This window comes from Salinibacterium sp. NK8237 (assembly GCF_015864955.1).
Lineage (GTDB): Bacteria > Actinomycetota > Actinomycetes > Actinomycetales > Microbacteriaceae > Rhodoglobus.
This window is the reverse complement of the sequence record NZ_JADYWE010000001.1, coordinates 1718800-1744459: the sequence shown is the minus strand read 5'-3', so window position 1 is coordinate 1744459 and position 25660 is coordinate 1718800. Positions and strand designations below refer to the sequence as shown.

The 25660-nt window shown below is 62.0% G+C and carries 29 protein-coding genes; 19 read left to right on the top strand and 10 right to left on the bottom strand.

Annotated features, from left to right (window positions below; all coding sequences use genetic code 11):
* Positions 1–14 precede the first annotated feature (14 nt).
* From I6E56_RS08405 to I6E56_RS08390, 4 genes are read right to left on the bottom strand one after another with little or no spacing between them, the layout of a single operon-like run.
* Positions 15–1151, bottom strand: a complete 1137-nt coding sequence (locus I6E56_RS08405; protein ID WP_197137308.1) for an ABC transporter ATP-binding protein — start codon at positions 1149–1151, stop codon at positions 15–17.
* Complete coding sequence (locus I6E56_RS08400) at positions 1148–2032, bottom strand: ABC transporter permease (protein WP_231606546.1); 885 nt, start codon at positions 2030–2032, stop codon at positions 1148–1150. The genes I6E56_RS08405 and I6E56_RS08400 overlap by 4 nt, the downstream gene beginning before the upstream one ends.
* Entirely contained in the window at positions 2029–2880 is an 852-nt protein-coding gene (locus I6E56_RS08395; protein ID WP_307842808.1) for an ABC transporter permease subunit, read from the bottom strand. The genes I6E56_RS08400 and I6E56_RS08395 overlap by 4 nt, the downstream gene beginning before the upstream one ends.
* A gap of 8 nt (positions 2881–2888) precedes the next feature.
* On the bottom strand, positions 2889–4169 hold the full coding sequence (locus tag I6E56_RS08390; protein WP_197137306.1) for an ABC transporter substrate-binding protein: 1281 nt from the start codon (positions 4167–4169) through the stop codon (positions 2889–2891).
* 144 nt (positions 4170–4313) lie between these two features.
* On the opposite strand from I6E56_RS08390, the gene I6E56_RS08385 reads away from it, so the two are divergent.
* A complete protein-coding gene (locus I6E56_RS08385) occupies positions 4314–5021 on the top strand; it encodes a TVP38/TMEM64 family protein (RefSeq protein WP_197137305.1) in 708 nt (235 codons plus the stop codon).
* Between the two features lie 2 nt (positions 5022–5023).
* Entirely contained in the window at positions 5024–5692 is a 669-nt protein-coding gene (locus I6E56_RS08380) for a CDP-alcohol phosphatidyltransferase family protein (protein ID WP_197137303.1), read from the top strand.
* Here the strand turns inward: I6E56_RS08380 and I6E56_RS08375 are convergent.
* Positions 5689–7128: an NAD(P)/FAD-dependent oxidoreductase gene (locus I6E56_RS08375; protein ID WP_197137301.1), complete on the bottom strand. Its 1440-nt coding sequence runs from the start codon at positions 7126–7128 to the stop codon at positions 5689–5691. The genes I6E56_RS08380 and I6E56_RS08375 overlap by 4 nt on opposite strands.
* Positions 7129–7241: 113 nt before the next feature.
* Here I6E56_RS08375 and I6E56_RS08370 point away from each other — a divergent pair, with 113 nt between their 5' ends.
* The 8 genes from I6E56_RS08370 (at position 7242) to I6E56_RS08335 (ending at position 14822) form a co-directional block, all read left to right on the top strand.
* Complete coding sequence (locus I6E56_RS08370) at positions 7242–7991, top strand: flavodoxin family protein (RefSeq protein WP_197137299.1); 750 nt, start codon at positions 7242–7244, stop codon at positions 7989–7991.
* A 110-nt stretch (positions 7992–8101) separates the two neighbouring features.
* Positions 8102–8797 carry a Crp/Fnr family transcriptional regulator gene (locus I6E56_RS08365; RefSeq protein ID WP_197137297.1) on the top strand — a complete coding sequence of 232 codons (696 nt, stop codon included), beginning with the start codon at positions 8102–8104 and terminating at the stop codon, positions 8795–8797.
* 79 nt (positions 8798–8876) lie between these two features.
* Positions 8877–9545, top strand: a complete 669-nt coding sequence (locus tag I6E56_RS08360) for a hypothetical protein (protein ID WP_197137295.1) — start codon at positions 8877–8879, stop codon at positions 9543–9545.
* 95 nt (positions 9546–9640) lie between these two features.
* Entirely contained in the window at positions 9641–10297 is a 657-nt protein-coding gene (locus I6E56_RS08355) for a hypothetical protein (protein WP_197137293.1), read from the top strand.
* Positions 10298–10510: 213 nt separating this feature from the next.
* Positions 10511–11614 carry an ABC transporter substrate-binding protein gene (locus I6E56_RS08350; RefSeq protein ID WP_307842807.1) on the top strand — a complete coding sequence of 368 codons (1104 nt, stop codon included), beginning with the start codon at positions 10511–10513 and terminating at the stop codon, positions 11612–11614.
* A 73-nt stretch (positions 11615–11687) separates the two neighbouring features.
* Complete coding sequence (locus I6E56_RS08345; RefSeq protein WP_197137291.1) at positions 11688–12488, top strand: ABC transporter ATP-binding protein; 801 nt, start codon at positions 11688–11690, stop codon at positions 12486–12488.
* A gap of 22 nt (positions 12489–12510) precedes the next feature.
* Positions 12511–13368, top strand: a complete 858-nt coding sequence (locus I6E56_RS08340; protein WP_197137289.1) for an ABC transporter permease — start codon at positions 12511–12513, stop codon at positions 13366–13368.
* Positions 13369–13454: 86 nt separating this feature from the next.
* Positions 13455–14822: an NtaA/DmoA family FMN-dependent monooxygenase gene (locus I6E56_RS08335; RefSeq protein WP_197137287.1), complete on the top strand. Its 1368-nt coding sequence runs from the start codon at positions 13455–13457 to the stop codon at positions 14820–14822.
* Here the strand turns inward: I6E56_RS08335 and I6E56_RS08330 are convergent.
* Positions 14819–15418, bottom strand: coding sequence for a PadR family transcriptional regulator (locus I6E56_RS08330; RefSeq protein ID WP_197137285.1), 600 nt, complete (start codon positions 15416–15418; stop codon positions 14819–14821). The two genes, I6E56_RS08335 and I6E56_RS08330, sit on opposite strands and share 4 nt — an antisense overlap.
* A 141-nt stretch (positions 15419–15559) precedes the next feature.
* Here I6E56_RS08330 and I6E56_RS08325 point away from each other — a divergent pair, with 141 nt between their 5' ends.
* The 4 genes from I6E56_RS08325 (at position 15560) to I6E56_RS08310 (ending at position 17957) form a co-directional block, all read left to right on the top strand.
* The gene (locus I6E56_RS08325) at positions 15560–16054 is read left to right on the top strand and encodes a flavin reductase family protein (protein WP_197137283.1); all 495 of its coding nucleotides are present in this window, start codon (positions 15560–15562) and stop codon (positions 16052–16054) included.
* A 9-nt stretch (positions 16055–16063) separates the two neighbouring features.
* On the top strand, positions 16064–16537 hold the full coding sequence (locus I6E56_RS08320) for a riboflavin kinase (protein ID WP_197137281.1): 474 nt from the start codon (positions 16064–16066) through the stop codon (positions 16535–16537).
* 66 nt (positions 16538–16603) lie between these two features.
* Positions 16604–17209, top strand: coding sequence for a dCTP deaminase (gene dcd, locus I6E56_RS08315; RefSeq protein ID WP_197137279.1), 606 nt, complete (start codon positions 16604–16606; stop codon positions 17207–17209).
* Positions 17210–17339: 130 nt separating this feature from the next.
* Positions 17340–17957, top strand: a complete 618-nt coding sequence (locus I6E56_RS08310; protein ID WP_197137277.1) for a hypothetical protein — start codon at positions 17340–17342, stop codon at positions 17955–17957.
* A 54-nt stretch (positions 17958–18011) separates the two neighbouring features.
* On the opposite strand, the gene idi is transcribed toward I6E56_RS08310, so the two are convergent.
* Entirely contained in the window at positions 18012–18539 is a 528-nt protein-coding gene (idi, locus tag I6E56_RS08305; RefSeq protein WP_197137276.1) for an isopentenyl-diphosphate Delta-isomerase, read from the bottom strand.
* A 106-nt stretch (positions 18540–18645) separates the two neighbouring features.
* Here idi and I6E56_RS08300 point away from each other — a divergent pair, with 106 nt between their 5' ends.
* Genes I6E56_RS08300 through I6E56_RS08280 form a run of 5 tightly spaced genes read left to right on the top strand, consistent with a single transcriptional unit; the run spans position 18646 to position 22642 of the window.
* Positions 18646–19512 carry a squalene/phytoene synthase family protein gene (locus tag I6E56_RS08300; RefSeq protein WP_197137274.1) on the top strand — a complete coding sequence of 289 codons (867 nt, stop codon included), beginning with the start codon at positions 18646–18648 and terminating at the stop codon, positions 19510–19512.
* Complete coding sequence (gene crtI, locus I6E56_RS08295; RefSeq protein WP_197137272.1) at positions 19509–21098, top strand: phytoene desaturase family protein; 1590 nt, start codon at positions 19509–19511, stop codon at positions 21096–21098. Before I6E56_RS08300 ends, crtI begins: the two co-directional genes overlap by 4 nt.
* Entirely contained in the window at positions 21095–21484 is a 390-nt protein-coding gene (locus I6E56_RS08290; protein WP_197137270.1) for a lycopene cyclase domain-containing protein, read from the top strand. Before crtI ends, I6E56_RS08290 begins: the two co-directional genes overlap by 4 nt.
* Positions 21481–21792: a lycopene cyclase domain-containing protein gene (locus tag I6E56_RS08285; RefSeq protein ID WP_197137268.1), complete on the top strand. Its 312-nt coding sequence runs from the start codon at positions 21481–21483 to the stop codon at positions 21790–21792. Before I6E56_RS08290 ends, I6E56_RS08285 begins: the two co-directional genes overlap by 4 nt.
* Positions 21785–22642: a prenyltransferase gene (locus I6E56_RS08280; RefSeq protein ID WP_197137266.1), complete on the top strand. Its 858-nt coding sequence runs from the start codon at positions 21785–21787 to the stop codon at positions 22640–22642. Before I6E56_RS08285 ends, I6E56_RS08280 begins: the two co-directional genes overlap by 8 nt.
* On the opposite strand, the gene I6E56_RS08275 is transcribed toward I6E56_RS08280, so the two are convergent.
* From I6E56_RS08275 to I6E56_RS08265, 3 genes are read right to left on the bottom strand one after another with little or no spacing between them, the layout of a single operon-like run.
* Positions 22639–23100 (bottom strand): MarR family winged helix-turn-helix transcriptional regulator, encoded by a 462-nt coding sequence (locus I6E56_RS08275; RefSeq protein ID WP_197137265.1) that lies wholly within the window; start codon positions 23098–23100, stop codon positions 22639–22641. The genes I6E56_RS08280 and I6E56_RS08275 overlap by 4 nt on opposite strands.
* 28 nt (positions 23101–23128) lie before the next feature.
* Positions 23129–23932 carry an isocitrate lyase/phosphoenolpyruvate mutase family protein gene (locus I6E56_RS08270; protein ID WP_197137264.1) on the bottom strand — a complete coding sequence of 268 codons (804 nt, stop codon included), beginning with the start codon at positions 23930–23932 and terminating at the stop codon, positions 23129–23131.
* 58 nt (positions 23933–23990) lie between these two features.
* Positions 23991–25448 carry an MFS transporter gene (locus tag I6E56_RS08265; protein ID WP_231606284.1) on the bottom strand — a complete coding sequence of 486 codons (1458 nt, stop codon included), beginning with the start codon at positions 25446–25448 and terminating at the stop codon, positions 23991–23993.
* Positions 25449–25660: the final 212 nt, after the last annotated feature.

Here is a 25660-nt window from a genome sequence, read left to right as displayed (position 1 = left end):
CGGCAATTGCGCGGCTAAGAGGGAACCGTCCAGAGCGCTTCGCACGGCAGAGAAACTGTGACGGAATCGCCAGCTGAGAGAAGAGTGCCGGGGGCTGCCTCGGTGCGGATCTCGGCGTCTCCGACTCGAACGAGAAGCTCGCGACGCGGGCCGCGCTGAATGGCAGAGGTGACGACGCCGTGCAGCTCGCGCGGGCCCCGACTCTGGCACGCGGTGGCATCTGAATCGCGAGTGACAGGTGGCGAAGCATCCGTTCTGTTATCGGGGACGCGCGCTGAAGCGGAGACCGCTTCCTGGCGGAAGACGAGCGTTGCGGGGCCCGATTCAACCGTGGAACTGATGGCGACGGCGCCGATCGCGGAATGATGCACCCCGTTCCTGACCTCCCCGGCGAACGCATTCTTGCCGCCAAGAAGTCGAGCAACCGCGAGCGATGCCGGCCGGTGAAAAACGTTGTCGACGGTGTCGTGTTGCAGCAACTGACCGTTCTCAAGGACAACGATCCGTTCGGCCATCGCGCTCGCCTCATCACGGTCATGGGTGACGAAGAGAATGGTCGGATTCACGGCCTCCCGAATGCTCGCAATCATCGCGTGCATCTCATCTTTCAGCCCGGGATCGAGGGCGCTGAACGGTTCGTCGAGCAGTAGTACGGAAGGCTTTGCGGCGAGAGCGCGCGCCACAGCGATTCTCTGCTGCTGGCCGCCCGAAAGCGAGTGTGGCGAGCGGGATGCGAATGCCCCCATCTGCACCAGCTCTAGGTGCTCGCGGGCGCGCTCCCGAGCCTGCCCACGGCTGAGTCCTGCCGCGCGATCGGCAAACGCGACATTGTCGAGCACCGTCAAATGCGGAAACAGCAGCGGGCGCTGGAACACCATCGAGATACCGCGCTGCTCCGGCAGAAGCGCTGTGACATCCCGACCGCTGAGGCGCACTTGGCCACCATCGGCATCCTCAAGACCGGCAATGATGCGCAGAATCGTGCTCTTGCCCGAACCGCTCGGCCCCACAATCGCGGTGCTCGTGCCCGGCAAAATATCGAGGTTCACCTCGCGCAGCGCGGCAGGAGAGGCGGCCGAATAACTCTTCGTGATGCCCGTGAGGGTGATCGCAGAGGTCTCCACGTTAGTGGTCTGGGTGTGAGTGGTCATCGTTGCTTCCCTGGGTCGAGATTGCGGGTGCGAGCAATGAAGCCCAACAGGATGAGGGGTGGAATGACCGCGGAGAGCGACAACACCGCCACGCTTGATTCGTTGCCGACACCGGATGCGCTTGACGCGATGATGAGTGGCAGTGTGATCATATGGCCGCCTCCCACCACGAGCGTGATGAGGTAATCGCTCCAGCCGACCAAGAACGCCAAGAAAGCAGAGCGTGCCAACGCCGGAGCGATCAGGGGGAGGTGAATGCGCCACAGCGTCAGCCGTGAGCTCGCCCCGAGCGTGCGGGCAGCGTCATCGAAGCCATTGTCGTAGGCGGAATAGGCGGCGCGCATCGAGAACGTTGTGTACGGAATCGCCACCGCAACGAGCACGAGAACCACACCAATGGCCGGCGGCACCCACGCGCGCAGCAGCAGCACATTGAGGCCAAGCACTGCAGCGAAGGGCGGAAGCAGCACGGGGGAGAAGAGAAGAACGGTAATCGCCTTACCGAAGCGAACGTGACCGCGCGAGAGTGCGCGGGCGGCCATTGCTCCGAGCGGGGTCGCGATCGCGGCCACCACAAGCGACAGCAGCAGCGAGTGGATGAAGGCGAGCCCGCCGCCGTTGGCGAGAGCGGCGGTGAGGCCGTCGGTGCCGGCTTCCATCGGGAACGCGGCGGGGTGCATCCATTGGTTCGCAAACGACCACAGCACGAGGGGTAAAAACGGCAGTGCAAACCACAGCGCGATGAGCGCGGTCGAGAGGATGCGCAGCACACGGGCAACGCCGCGAGACTGAGTCAGCGGGCTGCCGTGGTCCCCGGGCATCCGCCGGGGTGGGTGCGCGACCGGCTTATCGAGGTTGACGCTCGTGGTTCCGGCGCTCATTGCCACGCTCGCATCCGTCGGAGACCGAGCATGGCGACGCCCACGATCGCCGCCGTGAGAAGCAGAGTAATCACGGCAACGGCGGCAGCCTCGGGCCGAGCGGTGAGGCTTGCCGAGTTGAATAACCGCAGCGCCATGACCGAGAGCGGCTCGGGGTAGGTCTTGCCTAGCAGCCACGCGACCTCATACGAACCGAGCGTGTAAGCGAAAGCGATAGCGGATGCCACGAGAAGAGACGGGGCGGCCAGTGGCAAAACGACGAAGCGCAGCCGGGCTCCGCGGTGAGCGCCGAGCACAGCGGCAGTTTCGTCGTAGGACGTGATGCGGGTGGCGAGGGTGCCGACAATGATGAGCGCGACGAAGGCGGATTCTTTCCACGCGTACTCAGCGATCACGGCAAACCAAGTGGGGCCGGCGACGAGCGCGGGCCACGATTCTGGCGGGATGCCGAGAATACGGGCGAGCACGCCAGAGTCGGAGAGCAGAAGGCCGACGCTCGCAGCTCCGACGAGGTGGGGCACGGTGACGGCCGCAGCGCTGAGGGCGCCCACGATGCGGCCACCCCAGTTGCCCGAGATGATGAGTACGGCGGTGAAGAACCCGACTACGGCAGCGATCGCGGTTGACACGACGGCGATCCCCAGAGAAAGCAGCGCGGAGCCGAGCAGGTCGTCCGCGCTGCCGAACGCGTCCGTGCTGAGGGCTGGCGCGCCAACAAGTGGCATGAGCCCGAGACTTTGCACCACCGTGGTGCCGATGCCGCCGATCACCACAATTGCGACCGGGATGATCGCCGGGAGCACGAGAAGCGTGGCACGCATCCCGTGGCGTCGCGGCCGACTCTGCACCGCCGTCATCAACGAGCAGCGATCGTAGTGCGCCAACCGTCATCGAGTGCAGGAACCCATTCGGCCGAGAGTTCGGGGTTGGCATTCTGCGAGAGGATGTCGAAGCTTGGCACAACAGGCGACTGCGGCAGGGCATCAAACAGGGCGCGATCATCGGCGGAAAGCACATCCAAATCCAGCACCGTGAACTGGCCCCACACGGCAGGGTCGGCCTTGGCGACCTGCTGCTCAACCGAGAGGGCTTCATTCGCGACGACCATGGCTCCAGCAATGTTGCCGGAGTTGCTCGGGATGCCGAAGAAGCTGGCATTGCCCAGCGTTCCGTCCTCCACAGTGAGCACTCGTGTGGTCTCGGGGAGCGTGCCGTTCTCCACGAGTGCGGTGAGCGTGGCGGGACCATACGTCATCATCAAGTCGATCTCGCCATCGGCAAACAGCTTCGTCAGTTGTTCCGAGGTTGCGGGATACGTACTGCCTTCGCGCCACAGTGACGGCGCGAGCTGGTCGAGTCTCTCGTAGAGGGCGGGGGAAAGTTCGGCGAAAGCGTCATCGCTGTAGACCGAAGGAACATTCTCGTAGCCACCCGAGACGCTGTAGAGCACCTCGCGCAAGAAAGCGGATCCCGTGAAATCGGGAGCAGCCGGGTAGGTGAAGCGACCGGGGTTATCTTCGGCCCAGTCGAGGATGCCCTCGATGGTCGTCGGAGGGTTCGGCACCGTGGCCTCGTTGTAGACGAACGAGAACTGTGCCTTGTGCCAGGGAGCCTCGCAGCCATCCACAGGAGTGCCGAAGTCTTCGGTGAGCAGTGGGTCAGAGTCGGAGACCAAGGTCATGTTGGGCAGCAGGTCTGTCCACTCGCAGAACCAAGCATCAGCCTGCTTGCCAGTGCGGAAGTTGTCGCCATTGATCCAGACGAGATCAACAGCGCCATCCGTATTACGGCCAGCCTGCAGCTCAGTGAAGACACGGTTGAGCGCATCCTTGGTGTCGGCAATCGGAACACGTTCAAGAGTGACGCCCTGCACCGCCGCAGCCGGAGCTAGTACATCGTCGACGTACGCGTTTCCCTGATCGTCGCCGCCCCACATCCACAGTTTCACTGTTTGGCCTTCGGCAGCGATCTGCACGTCAGCCCAGTCGAAGAACTCAGGGCCGCGAGGAGTGGTCGTTGGTGCCGAGCACGCGCTCAGGGCCAACGCGGTCACTGCTGCCGTAGCAAGCGCGGGAAGGACGCGGCGGCGGGCAGTGGTGGGGGAAGCCGCACGACGAAACGGTAGCCAGATCTGCACGCAGGTGCTCCTAAGTAATTGAGGGCTCACGGGGAACTGTCGAGATGCCCCGCACAGCGCACTCCAGATTAAGCGCGAACAACTTATTACTTCAGTAAGCCACATCACATACGGACTTCATAGCTCCGACATAGCATTGCTCAAATGAAAAATAAACGCGCCTCAGCGCTCTGGAAAGCTGGCGCGTTCGTCGTGTTCCTCGTGGCCATTGTCATTGTGGCGTTCACGGTAGAGATTCCGAGCGTTGAAGAGATTCAAGCGGCAGCAGAAGGCACCGGCGTGCTGGGGGCCCTGATCTTCATTCTCATTTATGCGGTGCTCACCCTTACGCCAGCGCCGAAAGCCGTGATCAGCATTGCCGCAGGGCTCGCGTGGGGATTGTGGATCGGCACCTTACTCGTGCTCGTGGGCGCCGTTATCGGGGCAGCCCTCTCCTTCTGGATTGGCCGCCTGCTTGGCCGCGAAGCTGTTGAGCAGTACACGGGCGGCAAGGTTCGCGCCGTTGACGAGATGCTACAGAAACGGGGCTTGCTCTCCATGATTGCGTTGCGACTCATCCCCCTCATCCCCTTCACCGTCATCAACTACGCGGCCGGCCTCACCGCGGTGCGCGTGCGCGACTACATGATCGGCACGACCGTCGGCATCATCCCCGGCACCATGGCGTTCGTCGCGGTCGGCGCCTATGGCGCTGAACTCAACACCGGGTTCTTCATCGCACTCGGAGCACTCGGCGTTCTCACGATCGGTGGCGGGATCGTTGCCGCGCGACTGCGCAAGAAAGACGCTGTCGCCGCAGCGGCCGCCGGTGACGAGGATGCCGCCAAAGAACTCGACGCGGAGAACGACTAGCCGTGCTGGATGCCCAACTGCGTCGAGCGGTCAGTCGACCGCTCAACGGCATGGCATCCGCCCTCGACGTGCCTTGGATCACGCCCGACCGCATCACGATCGCCGGGCTCGTCGTCGGCCTGAGTAGTGCGGCGCTCGCCGCAACGCAATGGTGGAGCCTCGCGCTCATCGCGTGGCTGCTGTCGCGAGTGCTGGATGGGCTCGACGGAACTCTTGCTCGACGGCGGCTCGCTGCGGCATCCGTTTCGGGTCGGGATGGCGTGAATGCCTCGAGCTCCGCTGCTGCGAGCCAAGCGGGCGGCTTTCTCGACATCGTCGCCGACTTTGTGGTCTACGGCGCGACGGTCCTTGGTGTTGCGATCGGTGCGACCACCGCATTCGGGGCGCCCTGGTGGCCGTTCTTGCTCGTCATGTTCAGCTACTACCTCAACGGTGCCGCGTTTCTCGCGTTCTCCTCGATCGCTGAACGCACCGGCCGAACGGTCTCAGACGAAGACAACCGTTCCCTGTTCTTCCTCGGTCGTATTGCCGAAGGCGGCGAGACGGTATTCACTCACGCGCTCTGGCTGATCGTGCCGTTCTTCGCATGGCAGATCGCGATTGTGTGGAGCATCATCGTGTTCGTCAGCGCCACCCAGCGGATGATCGTCGGCTACCGCCTGCTGCGCTAGTCCTTCGGCTTTCCCAACGTCGCCCGGCGAACCCGAGCCAACAGTTGGATAGCTGACTTCACGACGCCGCTCTTCAAGCGGTATTGAACGTCAGCAATGGCCGCATTCCAGAGGGCATCGCTGAAGGTCGGGTAGGCGTGGGTCGCCGAGGCGAGCGCGCTCGTGGAGAGTTTCGCGCTGACGGCAAGTGTGAGCTCTCCGAGGCTTTCCCCCGCGCGCGGTCCGACGATTGTGCCGCCAAGTACCCGGCCGCGAGTGTCGACGACGATCTGCGCGAAACCCTCTTCTTCACCTTCGGCAATGGCGCGGTCCGTTGAGAGGTGTTCGCCGGTATAAACGCGGTGCTTGCCGGGCACGGCATCCGCCGCGGTGATGCCGACGGCTGCGATTTCGGGCGAGGTGAACGTGACGCGGGGCACAAGCTGGTCATTGAACTTGCGGCGTAGGCCCAGGGCCGCGTTGGTGCCTGCAATGCTGCCGCTTACTCCGGCGATGTGGCTAAACTTTGGCAACCCGGCGGCGTCGCCGGCCGACCAGATCTGCGGGTTGGAGCTGCGCAGCGAGGCATCGACATCGATGAATCCCTCGGCCGTGATGTTTACGTCAGCGGCCTCGGGGGCGAGAGTCCCCACGCGGGTTGAGCGCCCGATCGCGGCCAGCAGGCGGTCGAAGGGCACACGGGTGCCGTCATCGAGCACGAGCTCTCCGGCCAGTCCGTCGGTCGAGATGACCTCGGTGGCAGAGCGACCGTTGAACACGGTGATGCCGTCGCCGTCGAACGTCGCCTGCAGGATGCTGCTGGAACGCTCATCCTCAGTGGGAAGGATGCGGTCGCGGCGGTTCACAATCGTCACGGCGGAACCCAGTCGGGCCATTGCTTGGCCGAGTTCACTTGCGATCGCACCGCCGCCCAGCACGACGAGGCGCGGTGGTAGTTCGTCGAGTTCCCAAATGCTGTCGCTCGTGAGCATCTCGATGCTGTCGGTGCCGGCGAACTTGGGGAGACGCGGTTCGGTCCCTGTCGCGATCACGGCCTGCACGAACGTGTGGCGAGTGCCATCGATTTCTAGCGAGTGGCGACCAGTGAAGTGAGCATCCCCGTGGATGACCTCGATGCCGAACTCGGCAAAAGCCTCGGCGGAATCGTGCGGCTCGATCGTGGCAATCGCATCCTTGACGTGCCCCATCGCCCGCGCAAAGTCGATTGTTACGTTGTCGGCGGTGATGCCGAAGCGCTCGGAGGTTCGCATGACGTGAGCGGCATGCGCTGTAGCGATCAGTGATTTCGAGGGAACGCAGCCGGTCCAGAGGCAATCCCCACCGAGACGGTGGCGTTCGACCATCAACACCCGTGCACCAAACCGGGCGGCGGTCTTGCTGGCGACAATTCCGGCGCTGCCGGAGCCGATGACGATGAGATCCCACTGAGCGGGCATGCGTGTTCCTTTCGAGAGGGCGTTTGCCCCCAGTCATGTTTAGCAGCGCATTGTTCAGCGAACCGTACGCTAGATCACAGTTCTCAACGAGGGCTCGCCCGTAACATCGGGTCATGGCTACCGAAACTAACGCGAACACCGTTCCTGCAGACGCCCCCCGCTACGACGGGCTCAAGGCCGTCTTCATCAACTGCACGCTCAAGAAGAGCCCCGAGATGAGCCACACCCAGGGGCTCATGGATTCCAGCATCCAGCTGATGCGCAGTGCCGGAGTGCACGTCGACAACGTGCGTTTCATCGACCACGACATCGCCATCGGCGTCTATCCAGACATGCGCGAGCACGGCTGGGAGAAGGATGCCTGGATGGACGAAGTCTGGCCCCTCATCGAAGCGGCCGACATCCTCGTCATCGGCGGACCGATCTGGCTGGGCGACAACTCCTCTGTCACGCGGATGCTCATCGAGCGTCTCTATGCGATGAGTGGCGAGTTCAACGACAAGGGCCAGTACGTCTTCTATGGCAAGGTCGGCGGCGCGCTCTTCACCGGAAACGAGGATGGCATGAAGCACTCCGCCATGTCGGTGCTCTATAGCCTTCAGCACATTGGCTACGTCATCCCTCCCGCAGCGGATGCTGGCTGGCTTGGCGAAATCGGCCCCGGCCCCAGCTACCTCGACGAGGGCTCAGGCGGTCTCGAGAACGACTTCACTAACCGCAACACGACCTTCATGTCGTGGAACCTCATGCACCTGGCCTCGATTCTCAAGAACGCCGGCGGTATCCCCGCCTACGGAAACACCCGCAAGGCGTGGAACGACGGCGAGCACTTCGGCTTCGAAGCCAACCCCGAATACCGCTAGAGAGTAGAGGCGAGCATGCCATGATGGATCCCTGTGGCGAGAGAGTGGCGTCTGCCCCTCTGGCGGGCGAGCGCCCGTGGTCGCCGCAGCGAAGGGATTCTGAACCACTCATGCCAATCGACAACGGTTCATTTAGCTGCCTAAGCGAAGTTGACCTGTTCGCCGACCTGTCGCCTGCCGAGATCGAGCAGATGGACCGCATGGCGCCCTCGCGTTCGTATGCGATGGGCGAGTTGGTGTTCAGCCAGAGCCAGCCCGTCACCGCTCTTTTCATTTTGAAAGAGGGTCGCATCCGCATCTTCCGGGTCACCGAAGACGGCAAGGCCCTCACGATGGCGATCCTCGAGCCGGGCGCAGTCTTTGGCGAAATGATGATGGTCGGCCAGCGCATGTACGACAACTACGCCGAAGCGGTCGACAACGTCGAAATCTGTCTCCTCAATACTGCGGATGTCGAGCGGTACCTCCTCTCTGACCCGCGCATTGCGATTCGCATTTCGCGCCACCTCGGCGAGCAAGTCGTCCGGCTCGAAGAGCGTCTCACCGATCTTGCGCTTCGCCCGTTGCAGTCCCGCGTGTGCAGCACGCTGTTGCGCCTCGCCGAAGCAGCCCCCATTTCGCGCTTCACGCATCCGACAATCCGCCTCAGCCACGATCAGCTCGCTGGACTCCTCGGTGCGACCCGCGAATCCACAAGCAAGGCCATGTCTGATCTGGCCAGCCGCGGAATCATCCGGCAGGGCCGCGCCCGCGTCGTCATCCTCGACGCGGATGCCCTGGGCCAGCTCGCACGCCAGTCCAGCTAGTCGCGCGGCACAGCCGAGCTACCCGGGCAGTAAGAATAACTCTCTTCCGCCCAACCGGTGGCCGGGTTACTCTTCAATCATGAACAGTGGACGCGACGACAACTCAGTGCTCGCCGTAGCTCAACGCCGGCGGATGACGGCGGTTGCGGCATCCGCACTGTTGTTCAGTGTTGCGCTTGCCGGTTGTGCGCCCGTGGAGCCGGAAGTTTCGGTGCCTGCCGCGTCACCCTCTCCAGCCGCTCCGGACTCCTCCAGCTCCACGCCGATCCCCACACCGGAGCCGCTCATCATTCCCGGTTGCGACACCCTGCTCCCCTTGAGCGATGCCAAAAATCTGTTCTCCCCTGACACAGAAATTTTCACCGAGGATGACATCATCCCGCCCCTCACCGACGATGTCCCTGAGTTCGCGGATGCCGCTTCGAACGCGACGATTGCCAAGCACTGCATTTGGGGTTTGCCGCGATCGGATGGTGGGTTCAACCTTGCGGTCGCTGACATCACCGAGGCCGATTCGGCTGCGCTCTCTACGGCGTTGAGCGAATCTGGGTTTGTGGGGGCAACTGAGGGTGGTCTCACTACTCTGGCGCGCACGGCAGATAACTCGCTTAGCGTGGGGAGCGAATTGCACTATCTCGCGGGAGACCTCTGGATTTACGTCAACGCAACGAGTGCTGATCTTGCCGTTGATGTTGCCGATCGTGGCCTCGAAGCCATGCGAACAGCGAACCCCACCCGCACCTACTGATCGGCAGTAATCCTCACAGTTCGGCTACAACTGTGTAAAAAGAAGACAGATAGGTCTACCCTTCAGGCATTGCTACGGATGCGAGGGGGACCCCAGTGAGTGACCAACTACGACCTGTCCGAACTTCTATCGCGGCGGCATCCGCGACTCTGATCGTGATTGCGCTGGCGGGCTGCGTGCAAGACGAGACGGGTGACGCGGTAGACAACGCGACCGAACCATCAGCGGTGCCCTCAAGCGAGTCAATCGAACCTAGCCCTGACCCAACTCCCGTTGTTGAGCCTCTCGTTCTCCCCGACTGCGAGACGCTCATACCGTTGGATGATGTGCACGAATTTGCCAATGACCGGTCGGAGTTATTGCAAGAGGATGACGCTGTCCCGTTTCGCGAGATGGAACTCGCCGAACTTGAACCGATTTCTCAGAACGCCACAACCGCTCGGAGGTGCCTCTGGGGGCTGCCAAGCTCTGGTTATGGTTTCGAGGTCACAGTCGCTGGCGTCTCTGAAAACGATGCGGCTAATCTCATGACTGCACTGCGCGACGAAGGGTTTTCAGAGCAAGTGGCGGGCAGCGCGAGCACATTCGAGTTCTTGACCGTGCAGCCGGGAGGTGACTTTTTCACCAGCCATTATTTTGATGGTGATTTGTGGCTCAGGGCGGCAGCTCCTCCGTACAACGAGTTCGCTGCCGATGTCACCGCGCGAGTACTGGAGCAGATTCGCGTAGCGAACCCCACGCGCGCCTACTGACTCCTGTCTTCCTCCGCTAACGTCAGTAGCAACCATCCGTGTGCCGTCGGGCGCACGACTTGTCTACCCGAAGCGCGAGTGTCATTGCGCCTGGCCAGCGTGTGGTGGCAATCAAAACGACCGTAAATCAAGTTTGCACAGTCAATCTTGATCATGTACGTTTTGTCTAGCCATCCAATGACGGATACGGCCTAGGAAGGAACCTGGATCCAAGTGATTACACCTCTTGATTCCAAGAAATTGCGAGGCCTCGGCATCGCATCGCTCTTGGTAACAGCACTCACGCTCTCCGCCTGCACAGCTCCCGAAGAAGAATCCACACCCGACGCCAGCGACCTCCTGATTTCTCAGGAAGCCTGCGACCGCAACGCCGCGGCGGGAACCATCACTTACATCTCCGGCTACGGATACTCGGCCAGCGCTGGCCAGCTCGACGTATTCCTCGCCGAAGAGCTCGGCTACTTCAAGGACATGTGCCTCGACGTAGAGATCAACGCCTCCGGTGCGAACGGGCAACAGCTCGTCTCCTCGGGTCAAGCTGAGTTCACCGCCCTCGGTTCGGCATCCGATGTCATGCTTGCCGCCGCCAACAGCTCGAACCTCACGGCAGTAGCGACCTACGGCAACACCCCGCCGTTCTCGATCTTCGCCAACGAGAAGATCACGAGCCTCAAGGATCTTGAAGGTGGTTCGCTCGGCTACTTCATCAACCTCACTCCGATCGCCTCCGCCATGTTGGATGCTGCTGACGTCGATGTCAGCAAGGTCGAGCTAATCAAGATGACCAATTACGACCCCACCGTGGTCACCCGCGGTCAGGTCGATGCCATTGTTGGCTACGCCTCGAACCAGCCCGAGAACCTTCGCGCTCAGGGCCTGCCGTTCAGCGAGTTCTTCCCCTCAGATGTTGGTGTTGAAGGCACCTACAACGTCATGGAGGTCAACTCCGAGTTTCTCGCCGAGAACCGCGAAGTCGCCGCTGACTTCATGCGCGCTTCGCTGCACGCCTTGCAGTTCTGCCTCGACAGCTCTGGCGAGTGCATCGACATGATCGCCCAGCTCGCCGAAGACAACGGTCAAGGTTCTGCCTTCCCACGCGATCAGCTCGAACGCACCTGGAATGTGGAATCGCAGTGGGTCAAGGACAGCAACAGTGGGCTCCCCGGAACCCAGACTGCTGCTGACTGGGCGGCCGAGTACGAACTCGTCAAAGAGTTCGGCAACGTCGACACTCTTCCCGCTATCACCGACATGATGGATGAAACGCTCGTCGCTGATCTCTATGCAGACGGCGAACTGATCTGGCCGGGCAACTAACCCGACCACCCCGCTCGGATGCCGCACCACTCCACCCGGTGCGGCATCCGGCTTCACAACTCAGGGAGTAACTGTGGAAACCGCACAGCCACACGCGGGCGTTCATATCGAGAACGTCTCTAAGAGCTTCGGCCCCGAGGGGGCGCGCACGCTCGTGCTCAACCACGTGAGCCTCTCGATCAAGATGGGCGAGTTCGTTTCGGTGATCGGCCCGAGCGGGTGCGGCAAGTCGACACTGCTCAAGACGGTCGCCGGCCTCATCGACGCCGACAGCGGCACCGTCATGGTCGACGGGATGACGGTGAAAGCCGCGACGAAGAACAAGATGATCGGTCTTGTTCCCCAGTCCCCAGCGCTGCTCCCGTGGCGTACGGTGCTCGACAATGTGCGCCTACCGATGAAGGTGAACCCGAAAGCGAACGCGAACCGCAACCTGCGCGACCCTCGCGAGATTCTGGAGTCATTCGGGTTGGGCGCTGCGCTCGACAAGTATCCCGGTCAGCTTTCGGGTGGGATGCAGCAGCGCGTCGCTATTGCTCGCGCGTTCGTGTTTGACCCGAGTGTGTTGCTCATGGACGAGCCCTTCTCGGCGCTCGATGAGATGAACCGTGACGCTCAACGTTTGGGCCTGCTCGATTTCTGGCAGTCCAACCGCAAAGCGGTCATGTTTGTGACTCACTCGGTGCCCGAGGCGATCATGCTCTCTGACCGCATCGTGGTGATGGGGGCGCATCCTGGCCACATCGCCGAAGTTATCGATGTTCCCCTGCCACGTCCTCGCACGATCGACGTGTACGCGACCGACGAGTTCCGCGATCTTGAAGGCCACGTGCGCGAAACGCTGCGCGAAGTGATGGGACAAAAAAGTGCCTAAGTCACGCAGGAACGAGGAACGCATGTCAACAACCGACACGTCAGCACTGGCCGTTCAGTCGGCGACAAGCGCTACCGGTCGCCGCTTCTCGCCGCTGGCCTCGGCCAAGTTCAAACAGAACTTGCGCTGGACCAACTGGGCTCCCGCCGTCATCACCTTTGTGATTGCGGCAGCGCTCTGGCAGATCACGGCGATCGCGAACCCGTACGTGATTCCGACCATCGACCAGGTGTGGGTGAGCCTCATCAAAGATGCCGATACGTACTGGGCGAACATGCTCGTGACGGGGCTAGAAGTTCTCGTCGGTGCGAGCTCGGGCATCATCGCCGGGTTCATCTTGGCGATCATCATGGCCGAGTTTCAGGTCATGGAACGCGCGGTTATGCCGCTCGTCGTTGTCGTGATGGTGACTCCGATCGTGGCCATCGCTCCCGCGCTTGTCGTGGCGTTCGGCTTCGGCATGACGCCCAAGTTCATCGTGACCGCGCTGGTCGTGTTCTTCCCGATGCTCGTCAACTCGCTTGCCGGGCTGCGAGATGTGGATGACCGTGCTCTCGATGTGATGAAGACACTGCATGCCAGCCGCTGGGAGATCTTCCGCGACCTGCGTTTCACCGGGTCGATGCCCTACGTTTTCGCGGGACTGCGTATCGCGCTTCCGCTGGCGATTGTCGGCGCGGCTGTCGCCGAGTTTGTCGCGGCCGGCCAGCAGGCAGGGCTCGGATCACTCGTCACGATCGCCGCAGCCCAAGCCAATTTGCCCGTCACGTGGGCCAGCATCGCGCTGCTCTGCTTCATGGGCGTCGTGCTCATTTCACTGCTCGCTCTTGTGCGCAAACGAGTGCTGTGGTGGAGCGACGGGGCCGCCGTCGGCCGCTAGTTTTCGGCTCCCCCCACCTTTTCCCGCTACAACTTTGACTTTTGTCAGCACTACCTGACTTTTTCACCACCACGAAAGGTTTCATCATGAAGAAGCTTCGCTTCGGTCTATTCGAGAACCCCCAGGCCAACGACTCGGGAACGTCCACGTGGCGTCACCCCGACAACAAGCGCGACATGTTCGACCGCCTCGACTACTGGCGTGAGATCACGACCATCTGCGAAGAGGCCGGCTTCGACTTCATGTTCTTGGCGGATGCCTGGGGCTGGGCTGACGTCAACGGCGAGCGTCCCGAGATCTGCTCGGTCGAGGGCCTCGACCTGCCGCGCCTCGATCCGGCGATTCTGGCTGCTGCCCTCATCTCGACCACCACGAATCTCGGACTCGTGCTCACGGGATCCACTCTTCTTGAACAGCCCTACGCTTTTGCTCGCCGCATTGCGAGCCTCGACCACCTCTCGGGCGGCCGCATCGGGTGGAACGTTGTCACGACGGGTACCGCCGAAACGGCATCGCAGGCTTTCGGTGTTCCGATGGTCGCGCACGACGAGCGCTACGACATGGCCGATGACTTTATGGAGGTCGTCTACAAGCTGTGGGAGGGCGCGTGGGAGCGTGACGCGCTCGAGCGTGACAAGAACGGTCGCTTCGCTGATCCCGCCAAGGTTCACCGCATCGAGCACGATGGCCCGTACTTCAAGTCGCACGGTTATGGAAACTCCTCGTACTCGCCGCAGGGCACCCCGGTGCTCTTCCAGGCCGGCACCTCTCCGCGCGGCCGCGAGTTCGGCGGCAAGCACGGTGAAGCTGTCTTCCTCGGTGGCGGAGCGGTCGAGAAGGTCGCCGAGCAGGTGGCATCCATTCGTGAAGAAGCGGTGAAGAACGGTCGCGCCGCCGACTCGGTCAAGATCATGTCGGCCTTCACGTGCGTGATCGGCGACACGGCTGACGAAGCCAAGGCCAAGCTGCAAGCGGTGCTGGATGCCGAGAGCCCCGACGTTGCTGTCGCCTCCTACGCGTGGTTCACGGGCCTCGATCTCTCGTCCTTCGACCCGGCGACGCCGATGAAGGAGCTCCACACCGAGCTCTCGCAGACTCAGGTCACGCGCTTCGGCGACCAGACCGTCGGCGATGTTCTCGCTCAGTGGCACGGCAATGGTGTGCGCAGCAAGCCCTTCGTGGGCACTGCTGAGCAGATCGCTGACGAGATGATCGCTCTCGCTGAGGGCGCCGACCTCGACGGGTTCCTACTGACGCCGATGATCCAGCCCAGTTCGACGGTCGAGTTCATTGAGAAGGTGCTGCCGATTCTGCGCGAGCGGGGAGTTGCGGGCGAAGGCTATGACGCTCCGACGCTGCGCGAGCGTCTGCTCGGCACCGACGATTCGATCTTGCGCGATGACCACCCGGGTGCCGCCTACCGGGCGACGGCCGCGGGTGAAGCGAAGAACTAGCTCGTAGCGCGGCGAGCGGGGCGGTCGCCATCTTCTCCGGCAAAGACGTAGTCGCCAGAGCGGATGCGGCCGATCACGTCTCGAGCCCACTGCTGTTCTCCGCGCAAGCGAGAGGTTGCCAGTTCGAAGATTTCGCGCACGTAGGCGGGGGTCGAGGTCGAGGTTGCAACATCACCAATGTGGTACGTATTGCTGGCGATGCGGGCGTCGATTTCGGTGACGCGGTGTTCGAGGCCGGCGAGCACTTCTTCGCGCTGCAGGGCGTACATAAACGAGGTGAGCACCATGACGGGCTTGGTGTCGAAGACTTCGACTGTCCAGAGGGCGTCGCGCAGCATCCGGAGCAATTCGACTTCGCCGGCTTCGGTCATGCGGTAGGTCGTGCGTTCGGGGCGGTTACCGGCAGATTCGGTGCCGTTCTCGGCGAGATAGCCATCGTTGGTGAGCGACCGCAGGGCGTTGTAGATCGAGCCGGGTTGGATGTTGGCCCATTCGTCGATGTGCCAGGTCATCAGTTCACGGCGCAGAAAGTAGCCGTGAACTGGTTGGAACTGGTTCACAGCTCCCAGTACGACGAGGCGAGTTGTAGTCGACATGCCCCCAATGGTAGGCCAAGCGGTCGGCGCGCAGGGCAGAAAGTTAGTTGTTTACATGATCAAAAATGACTAACATGTAGTCATATGTTCAAACTTGACTAGCAGTCGCTGGTTGAACATTTCAAGCAAAGGAGTCCGCCCATGTCACATCAGACGACCGCGGAAGAAGTTCCCCCGCAGGTTGCTCTTCGCCGAGCACTCTCGCTCTTTCCCACCGGCGTCGTCGCCCTCGCCGCCGTCGTCGATGGCACCCCAACCGGCATCGCCGTCAACTCCTTCACCTCCGTTTCCCTCGATCCACCGCTCGTGGCCGTGTGCCCTGCGCGCACCTCCGCCACCTGGCCTGTGCTCGCTCGCGCCACCCGCATCGGGCTCAGCGTTCTCGGCGCCGATCAAGAAAGCACCGCCCGCAGCCTCGCCTCCCGCACTGGTGACCGCTTCGCCGACGTCGCGTGGCGTGCGACCGAAGGGGGAGCCATCCACATGGATGGTGCCGCTTTGTGGCTCGAGTGCGAGATCCGCAACAGCTTTGATGGCGGTGACCACGAGATTGTGGCTCTCGAAGTCATCCACTCTGAAGCGTTCCCCGAAGTCACTCCTCTTGTCTTTCACCTCAGCCAGTTCCGCGGCCTGTAGGGCGCGAGCGTGCTCGCGTCACGGGTGCGCGCCACGGCTAACGAGCGTGGCCCGAGCACCGATTGCGGTGGCCTAATGGAGCATCCGCCCACGCTGAGTTTTCGTGGCACCGTCGTGCACGGTGACAAGCGTGGCCGCGAGCTCGGCTTTCCCACCGCGAATATTGCGGTCATCGATCAGCACGCGCTGCCGGTCGACGGTGTGTATGCGTGCTGGGTGAGCTTTCCGCCTGCTGCGGCACGTCACGGCGCCACGATCAGCATTGGCGATAACCCCACGTTCGACGATGTGACCGAGCGTCGGGTCGAGGCTTTCATTCACGACTTCGACGGCGATCTCTATGGCGCCGAGGTCGAGTTCACGGTGCACGCCTGGTTGCGTGGAATGTTCCGCTACGAGAGTCTCGACGAACTCATCGAGAAGACGGCAGCGGATGTCGCCTCATCGCGCCTCGCGCTGCTCGCTCCCGCCCGGCTGTCGTAGCTTTCGCGGCTCCCCAAGTTTGCTCATCTGAGCACTACGCAGCCGGGATTTCGTTAGTCTTAGGCCATGCTTCTCAGTGATCGCGACATCCGGACCGAACTCGCCTCTGGCCGCATCGGCCTTGACCCTCTCGATCTCGACATGGTGCAACCGTCGAGTGTTGATGTGCGGCTCGACCGCTTCTTCCGCCTCTTCGACAACCACAAATACCCGTTCATCGACCCGGCGGTTGATCAGCCCGATCTCACTCACCTTCTGGAGGTGGATGCCGACCAGCCGTTCATCCTTCACCCCGGTGAGTTTGTGCTCGGTTCCACGTTCGAACTCGTGACTTTGCCCGATGACGTTGCCGCTCGGCTCGAGGGCAAGAGCTCGCTCGGGCGCCTCGGCCTGCTCACCCACTCGACCGCCGGCTTCGTTGATCCCGGCTTCTCGGGTCACGTCACCCTTGAGCTCAGCAATGTTGCGACCTTGCCGATCAAGCTCTGGCCCGGCATGAAGATTGGCCAGTTGTGCTTTATCAAGACGACGTCGCCGGTCGAATCGCCTTATGGCTCGGGTCAATACGGTTCCCGTTACCAGGGCCAGCGTGGTCCAACGGCGAGCCGCAGCTTTCAAAATTTTCACCGCACCGATGTGCGAGCGAACGATGCGGGTTCGCTCGGGGGCTAACTCGAATGAACGTTAGATCACGATTCCGTTTTTAGTAGTTGTCGAATTCTCACCCTCGCATATTGTTGCGTTCATGAACACTTTCGGGGGATCTGAAACACGCTCGGCACGACCACTTATCCGTGGTCTCGTGGCTGCAGCATCGGCAACTGTGGTTGCACTGTCACTAGTCGGGTGCACCCCGGCCGTAGTCGAAAATTCGCCTGAAGCCTCGCCAGCGGTATCGCCGAGCAGCGCGCCTTCGGAATCAGCGGCTCCCGCGGTCGAACCTCTCGTGATCCCCTCCTGCGAAGAGTTGCTTCCGCTGAGCGTGGTTGCCGATTATCTTGGTGACACCACTGAACTACTTAGCGTAGAAAACACGGGGGAGTTCGAACTCACCTGGCCTGGGCGTTACGAAGGATTCGAAGACTTCCTGGCCGAGGTTCCGTTGAGCCAGCAGTGCACGTGGGCTCCCGCCGGCAGCTTTGAGGTCTTTGTCGGCTTGATGGTCGCCGATACCTCCAACACCGACCTCGATGCGCTGCGCGCTCAGATTCTCGCGTCGGGCTACGAAACTATTGAGAACGACGGAGTCGAAACCTATGTCGGCGAAGCCGAAGGTTCATCGGCCAGTCGGTTCCCGGCGCACGTGCTCATCGATGACCTGTGGATCTACACGACGCCCTACACGCGAGACTTGAGCCTCAGCTATGCCAATAGCGCTCTCGAAGAGATCCGAGCCGCCAACCCCACGCGCGGCTACTAAGCGCGGAGCTGTACTGAGGGCTCAGTGCCGGTCACGTGTGCCGGCGCTGGGCGCCTAACGCTGAGCGTCGAGCTGCTCCAACTGCCAGCCGAGCCACGGGCTGAACGCGAACGGCGTTGCGGCCACGGCGCTGTGGAGCGATTCGGGGTCAACCCAGTCAAACTCGTCGACCTCTGCAGGGTTCGGGGCTGCGGCATCCGTCGTCACTGCACGGTAGACGGGGCAGATTTCGTTCTCGACGATGCCAGAGGAGTCAACGGCGCGGTATCGAAAGTCAGGCAGCACAAGTTGCACGTCGCCGACAGTGATGCCGAGCTCGTACTTGGCGCGGCGGATGATCGCGTCAGCCATGTCTTCGCCGGGGGCCGGATGCCCGCAGAACGAGTTAGTCCACACGCCGGGCCAGGTGAGTTTCGAGAGAGCGCGGCGCGTGACGAGCACCTTGCCGTCGGCGTTGTAGACGTGGCACGAGAAGGCGAGGTGCAGGGCGGTGTCGATGGTGTGTACGAGAGCCTTGTCGGCAACACCAATGTGTTCGCCGGACTCGGAGAGAAGTACAACCTGCTCGGGGATTTCACTCATGATCGCGATAGTCTGCCTAGGTGGAACGAATCGAAATGCCGCACCCCATGTGTCGGCCTGCACTCAGCCTAACCAATGTGTCTGAGCCTGCCGAGGGCGGGCGCGCGTGAGTTCACGCCTCAAGCTGTATGACCGGGTGGCCGAAGATGCTGCCAGCATCGTCATCCGCAGCTATTCCACGTCATTTTCTGCGGCATCCCGCCTCCTCGGCACGGATGTTCGCCAGCATGTCGAGAACATTTACGCTCTCGTGCGGGTGGCCGACGAAATCGTTGACGGCGGAGCCGAAGAAGCCGGTCTCGACGTGATCGCGACGGGCCGTCAGTTGAACGAACTTGAGAAAGAAACCGAGAACGCGATCGCGAGCGGCTTCAGCTCGAACCTCGTCGTTCATGCCTTCGCGCTCACCGCGCGCGAGGTGTCGTTTGGTGCAGAGCTCACGGCTCCCTTCTTCGAGTCGATGCGCATGGATCTCAACCAGAAAGAGCACGACCAGGCCAGCTTTGATCGCTACGTCTACGGCTCCGCTGAAGTTGTCGGTCTTATGTGCCTGTGTGCCTTCCTGCACGGCCACGATGTCAGCGACGAGCAGCGAGCCAAGTTCGAGCGCGGTGCACAAGCGCTCGGCGCAGCCTTCCAAAAGGTCAACTTCTTGCGTGACCTCGCCGACGATTTTGAGACGCTCGGCCGCAGCTACTTTCCGGGCATCGATGTTGCCTCGTTCACCGAAGCCGAAAAGATCCGACTGCTTGATGATCTCGATGCTGATCTGCGGGATGCCGCCATTGGTGCCGAGCTGCCGGCGAGCAGCAAAAAAGCGGTTGCGCTCGCGCACTCTCTCTTTGCCCAACTTTCCAAGCGCATCCGGGCAACTCCGGCGAGCGAATTGGTGAAGACCCGGGTGCGGGTTCCAGATGTTGTGAAACTGCGGTTGGCTGCGGCGGCCGCGATAGGAGTGACTCCTCGACCATGAGTGACGTTGTAGTAATTGGTGGCGGTATTGCCGGGCTCGCGAGTGCGGCACTGCTGGCTAAGGAGGGGCATTCGGTCACGCTGCTCGAGGGCCGCCCTGAGGTGGGTGGCCGCGCGGGGCTGTGGGAGCACGAAGGGTTCCGTTTCGACACCGGGCCGTCGTGGTATTTGATGCCTGAGGTGTTCGATCACTTCTACAAGCTCATGGGCACGAGCGCCGCCGAGCAGCTTTCGCTCGTCACCCTCGACCCTGGTTACCGGGTTTATTTTGAGGGAGAGAAAGAAGCGCTCGACATTTCAACCGAGCTCGAAGAGAACCTCGCGCTATTCGAGAGCATCGAGCCGGGTTCGGGTGCCCGCATGCGCAAGTACCTCGTCTCGGCCAAAGACACCTACGAGCTCGCGAAGAAGTACTTTCTCTACACGAGCTTCGCTGATCTGCGCACGAGCGCAACGAAAGAGGTGCTCGCTAAGGCGGCCCGCTTCATCCGCTTGCTTATCGAACCTCTCTCGAGTTTGGTTGCTCGCACAGTCAAAGACGATCGTCTGCGCAAAGTGCTCGGCTACCCGGCCGTCTTTCTCGGCTCCTCGCCGTACCTCACCCCGAGCATGTACCACCTCATGAGCCACCTCGATCTGTCGGACGGCGTGCTCTACCCGATGGGCGGCTTCACCCGGGTGATCGAGAGTATTGCCGACATTGCGCGCACGGCTGGCGTCGACATCCGCACCGATTCAACGGTCACGCGCATCGTGACAGTCGCGGGCGTAGCGCGCGGCGTCGAATATACGGATGCCGCGGGCAAGACCCACACGCTGAACGCCGACACCGTGGTGTCTGCTGCCGACCTGCACCACACCGAAACCACGATGCTGGCTTCGAGCGAGCAGACTTACCCCGCTGGTTACTGGGAGAAGAAGGTTCCTGGCCCGAGCGCGCTCCTGTTGTATCTGGGCGTGAAGGGTGAGCTTCCCGAGCTCGAGCACCACACGCTGCTGTTCATGAAGGACTGGCAAGAGGGCTTCGAGGCCATCTTCGGTAATGAGCCGAAGGTGCCCGAGCCGGCATCGCTCTACATTTGCAAGCCGAGTGGTGTTGACCCGAATGTGGCGCCCGAGGGTCACGAGAATGTGTTCGTGCTCGTGCCGATTCCGGCCGACCCCGCTATCGGTCACGGTCAGCTCGCCGGTGCTGGCGCTGGCGATGTGCGCATCGAGAAGCTCGCCGACTCGGTGATCTCGCAGATCAGCGAGTGGACCGGCATCCCCGACCTCGCCGACCGCATCACTGTTCGTCGCACGGTTGGCCCCGGCGACTTCGCCGATGACCTCAACGCCTGGCGCGGCACCGCGCTGGGCCCGGCGCACACGCTCAAGCAGAGCGCCTTCTTCCGCGCGGGCAATGTGAGCAAGAAGGTCAAGGGGCTCTACTACGTGGGTGGGTCGACCATCCCGGGTATCGGCCTTCCTATGTGTCTGATCAGTGCCGAAGTGCTCGTGAAGCGCCTGCGCGGCGACACCTCTGCAGGCCCGCTTGCCGAGCCGCTCATGCCCGTGGTCGCACCGGAACCAAGGCCCTGGCCGTGATCGTTCTCTACCTTCTTGCTCTGCTGATTTCCCTCACGGGAATGGTCGTGCTCGATCGACGCTTTTCGCTGTTCTTCTGGCGGGATGCCCGGCGCGCCCGCATCGTGTTGCCGGTCGGCGTGCTGTTCTTTCTTGTCTGGGATCTTCTCGGTGTCGGCCTCGGCATCTTCTTTCGCGGCGAGACCGAGTTCATGACCGGTCTGCTCGTGGCGCCGGAGGTTCCGCTCGAAGAAGTCTTCTTCCTCACCCTGCTCTGCTATCTCACGATGAATGTCTATGGGGCACTCACCCGCCAGGGCGACAGCGCCTCCGCTGCTTCCGCCAGCGCGACCGCCACCAAAGCTTCCGCTAAACCAGCGACCGAGCCGCGGGCGAGCGCGTCATGACCTACTGGCTCCTGAATGCGGTCTTCTTGGTGATCGTGGCGGCGCTCGCAGTGTCCGCGATCGCCACCTCCCGCGCACCACGGTGGCGTGCAATTGCGATTACCGCCGGCATCCTGCTTGTCATGACCGCGGTCTTCGACAACGTGATGATCTCGGTCGGCCTGGTGGGTTACAGCGCGGATGCCATCAGCGGCGCTTTCATCGGCGTCGCCCCGCTCGAAGATTTCGCCTACACAGTCGCGGCCGTCGTCGGGCTGCCGTGCTTGTGGATGCTGCTGGGTTCTCGCCGAAAGGACTCCCATGCTTAAGGATCTGTTCCTCTCGTCTCGCCCGCTGAGCTGGGTCAATACGGCCTTCCCCTTTGCGGCCGCGTACTACCTGACCACCGGCGTCATCGACCTCACATTCGTGCTCGGCACCATCTTCTTCCTCGTGCCCTACAACTTGGCGATGTACGGCATTAACGACGTTTTCGACTACGAGTCTGACCTGCGCAACCCGCGCAAGGGCGGAGTCGAGGGTGCGCTTCTTGCCCCGCGGATGCACCGGCCAACGCTCATCGCCGCCGCCATCACGACCATCCCGTTCTTGATCTATCTCGTGATCGTCGGTAACCCTCTGTCGTGGTTAGTGCTGCTGATCAGCATGTTTGCCGTTGTCGCTTATTCGGCCAAGGGTTTGCGCTTCAAGGAGCGACCGTTCCTCGACTCGCTCACCTCAAGCACGCACTTTGTGTCGCCTGCGATCTACGCGCTCGTGCTCGCCGGGGCCGTGTTCACTCCGCAGCTCTGGGCAGTGCTTGGTGCATTCTTCCTCTGGGGCATTGCCTCGCACGCCTTCGGTGCGGTGCAAGATGTGCTCGCCGATCGTGCCGCCGACATCTCGTCAATTGCGACTGTCATCGGAGCACGCGCCACAACGCGCTTCGCAGTCATCGCGTACTTGGCTGGCGGCGTTTTGCTGCTCTTCTCAAGCTGGCCGGGCCCACTCGGCGCCATTCTGGTGCTGCCCTATGCGGCGATGTGCGCGCCATTCTGGAACATCACGGATGCCACAGCCGAGTCAGCAAACCGCGGCTGGAAGAACTTCCTGGCCCTCAATTTCGTCACCGGGTTCTTCGTGACGATGCTGCTCATCTGGTGGGCGTTCATCCGCTAGGCGGAGCCGCCTACAAGGTGCGGCGTGAGGTTGCGGGCCATAGTTTCGAGCACCGTCACCGTGGTCTCGTACTGTTCAGGGGTGACGCCCTCGGTCGCCTTCTCGCGCCCATCCGCAATCACGATAGTGAGCCGATCGACAACGGCGCGGCCGCGGTCAGTGAGGTAGTACAGGGCGCCATCCGTGGTGAGCCATTCGCTCTCCACCAACTCGGCGAGCGACTCGACCGACGTGGTGTGCAATCCCTCCGTCGGTGGCACAGCGCTATTCGCGCGGTCAAGGAAGGGCGCAATTTCGATGTCGAGCAGCTCGACACCGGCGGGGGCCTTCGATAACACGGTGAGTAGCTGCCATTGCCGGCGGGTGATTCCGTGCTCTTCAAGGGTGGTGGCGAAGAGCTCGTCAACGATGCGATCGACGAGTTTCACCCAGTAACTGATGGGTTGTTTCGTGTCCATAATCTGACACTACGCCTCACACCGCGATCTAGTAGACGTAACCGAGTTCTTCGGGGTAGTCGCCCAGCGCCGTGAGCTGCGTGGCGGCCTGCTGCAAGTGCGACAGCGTGAGGCCGAGGGTGCGGGGGCCGAAGCTGACGCGGGCGACACCTAGCTCTGCGAGGCGCTTCAGCGGCACATAGCCAGGCCCGCCAATTACCGAAATGGGGCCATCGATCTGAGCAATCGCCTGAGCAAGCATCTGCTCGTCACCAAGGCCGAGCACGAAAATGCAGTCAGCGCCCGCAGTGAGGTAAGCGTTCGCACGGGCGACCATGTCATCCCACTCGCCGCCACCGGCCAACACATCGACGCGGGCGTTGATCGCGATCGGCACACCGGTGGCATCGCCAGCCGCGCGCGCTGCAGCAACCCGAGCCGCGGCATCCTCGAGCTCAAAGAGCGGCGCCTTGGCTGGTCCCGAGCTGTCTTCGATGTTCAAGCCAGCAGCTCCTGCCGCGATCAGTCGTTCGACATTGGCCTGCACGCCCGCAGCATCTGGCGAATAGCCCTTCTCGAAATCAACAGAGACAGGGATCTCAACAGCAGTACAGATAATGGATGCCGCCTCCAGCGCCTGCTCAACAGTGAGGCCTTCGCCGTCGGAGACTCCGCGCGCAAAACTCACCGCATGGCTCGCGGTGGCAAGGGCGCGAACCCCCGGAGCCTCAGCCACGGTGCGGGCCGTAATGGCATCCCACACGTTGGAGACAATAAGAGGAGTGCCAGGAACGTGAAGCGAACGGAGAAGTTCGGCGCGGGCAACGGACGAAGTGGGAGCAGTTTCGGTCATGAGCCAAGCATCCCCCTCACGGATGCTCGGCGCCAGTGAATTTCGGACTCGAACCGAACTAGTCAATAACCGACTGCTTGGCCTTCACCGGCAGCATGAGCGCAATTCCGGCAACGAGCACGATGACGATGCCAATGAGGCCGAAACGAGTGTCGCCGGTCATCACCACAAAGAGCGTGAAGAGGCCGGGAGCCAAGAAGCTCACCGCACGGCCCGTCGTGGCATAGAGACCAAAGATCTCGCCCTCGCGCCCCACCGGAGTGATGCGCGCAAGGAAGCTGCGGCTTGCCGCCTGCACTGGTCCGACGAAGAGCGTAAGGAAGAGGCCCGCGATCCAGAACCCGGTTTTGGCGTCGCCCACGAAGAGCACAGCGAGGCCGGCGAGCACGAGGCCGATGAGAGAGCCGATGATCACATTCTTGGCCCCGAGCTTGTCGTCGAGCCATCCGCCAATAAAGGTACCGATGCCCGCAACCAGGTTGGCCGCAACCGCGAAGTAGATGACCTCGCTCGGGCTGAAGCCGAACACCTGCGCCGCAATGATGGCGCCAAAGGTGAACACGGCCGCGAGACCGTCACGAAAGACAGCGCTTGCGAGCAAGAACAGCAACACCTGCGGGCTCTTCTTGGCAAGAGTCTTGATGGTGCCGAAAAGCTTGGCGTAGCTGGCAAAGAAACTCACCCGGTTCTGGCGGGCGCCGGCAGGAATCTCGGGCACTGCGATCAGCACCGGAATGGCGAAGATCGCAAACCACAGTGCGGAGGCAAGCACTGCGTAGCGCACGTCGAGGGCGCCGCCATCGGTTCCAAACGGAACGTTCAGCAGACCATTGCCGGTCTCGCTACCGAAGTTCTGAATGAACAGTACGAGCAGGATGATCAGCAGCACGATTCCGCCGATGTAGCCCATGCCCCAGCCGAAGCCCGACACCCGGCCCACCGTCTTGGGAGTGGAAACCTGCACGAGCATTGCGTTGTAATTCACGCTCGCAAACTCGAAGAAAACGTTGCCGGCAGCCAAGAGCGCAGCACCGAGATAAATGTACGACGGCACCGGAGCGACGAAGAACATGGCGCCCATCGCGAGCACAACAAGGCCCGTGTTGATCGCAAGCCACAATTTTCTGCGACCAGAACCATCCGATCGTTGCCCCAAAATGGGAGCCAAAATGGCGACAAGGATGCCCGCAATCGTGAGCGCACCCGAGATGACGGTCGTGTTATTTGCCTTAGCGAGAACGAGCGCCGGGTTCTTGTCGTCATCGCCTGCGGCGGCAACGATCTCGGGGTCGATGAATAGACCACTCGCCAGATACGTGCTGAACACGAAAGTGGTGACGACGGCATTGAACGCGGCGGAGCCCCAATCCCAGAGCGCCCACGCGCGCACGCGACTCTTGGGAATCGGCGTATCCGCGAGGAGTCCCTGCCCCACAGTGCCAATGGCGCGGGTATTAGAGACGCGCGGAACAGCGGGAACGTCAGGAACGTCGTTGTCGGGAGTCTTGTCCGTCATGCGAACAGGCTAGTGGTGCGCAGTAAACAATTGGCGCTGAAGTTGTGGTGCGCGTGTTGGGGGCCGCGTTTTTCGGCTCGCGACGCTCGCAAAAACTAGACCACTTCGCGCACTTTATTTTGTAACCCGATGAGCGTTTCTGCACCGGGTGCGGCGGCTGCGTTCGAGGGTCGGATGCGTGCCTAATGTTCCTCATAAGCGGGCTCAACTTG

Coding starts and splice junctions, on each gene's coding strand:
- I6E56_RS08370 (WP_197137299.1), top strand. CDS start 7,242: ATGGCTACCGAAACTAACGCGAACACCGTTCCTGCAGACGCCCCCCGC.
- crtI (WP_197137272.1), top strand. CDS start 19,509: ATGAGTGACGTTGTAGTAATTGGTGGCGGTATTGCCGGGCTCGCGAGT.
- I6E56_RS08400 (WP_231606546.1), bottom strand. CDS start 2,032: ATGAGCGCCGGAACCACGAGCGTCAACCTCGATAAGCCGGTCGCGCAC.
- I6E56_RS08340 (WP_197137289.1), top strand. CDS start 12,511: ATGTCAACAACCGACACGTCAGCACTGGCCGTTCAGTCGGCGACAAGC.
- I6E56_RS08275 (WP_197137265.1), bottom strand. CDS start 23,100: ATGGACACGAAACAACCCATCAGTTACTGGGTGAAACTCGTCGATCGC.
- I6E56_RS08265 (WP_231606284.1), bottom strand. CDS start 25,448: ATGACGGACAAGACTCCCGACAACGACGTTCCTGACGTTCCCGCTGTT.
- I6E56_RS08285 (WP_197137268.1), top strand. CDS start 21,481: ATGACCTACTGGCTCCTGAATGCGGTCTTCTTGGTGATCGTGGCGGCG.
- I6E56_RS08335 (WP_197137287.1), top strand. CDS start 13,455: ATGAAGAAGCTTCGCTTCGGTCTATTCGAGAACCCCCAGGCCAACGAC.
- I6E56_RS08360 (WP_197137295.1), top strand. CDS start 8,877: ATGAACAGTGGACGCGACGACAACTCAGTGCTCGCCGTAGCTCAACGC.
- I6E56_RS08280 (WP_197137266.1), top strand. CDS start 21,785: ATGCTTAAGGATCTGTTCCTCTCGTCTCGCCCGCTGAGCTGGGTCAAT.
- I6E56_RS08325 (WP_197137283.1), top strand. CDS start 15,560: ATGTCACATCAGACGACCGCGGAAGAAGTTCCCCCGCAGGTTGCTCTT.
- I6E56_RS08330 (WP_197137285.1), bottom strand. CDS start 15,418: ATGTCGACTACAACTCGCCTCGTCGTACTGGGAGCTGTGAACCAGTTC.
- I6E56_RS08270 (WP_197137264.1), bottom strand. CDS start 23,932: ATGACCGAAACTGCTCCCACTTCGTCCGTTGCCCGCGCCGAACTTCTC.
- dcd (WP_197137279.1), top strand. CDS start 16,604: ATGCTTCTCAGTGATCGCGACATCCGGACCGAACTCGCCTCTGGCCGC.
- I6E56_RS08405 (WP_197137308.1), bottom strand. CDS start 1,151: ATGACCACTCACACCCAGACCACTAACGTGGAGACCTCTGCGATCACC.
- I6E56_RS08375 (WP_197137301.1), bottom strand. CDS start 7,128: ATGCCCGCTCAGTGGGATCTCATCGTCATCGGCTCCGGCAGCGCCGGA.
- idi (WP_197137276.1), bottom strand. CDS start 18,539: ATGAGTGAAATCCCCGAGCAGGTTGTACTTCTCTCCGAGTCCGGCGAA.
- I6E56_RS08385 (WP_197137305.1), top strand. CDS start 4,314: ATGAAAAATAAACGCGCCTCAGCGCTCTGGAAAGCTGGCGCGTTCGTC.
- I6E56_RS08365 (WP_197137297.1), top strand. CDS start 8,102: ATGCCAATCGACAACGGTTCATTTAGCTGCCTAAGCGAAGTTGACCTG.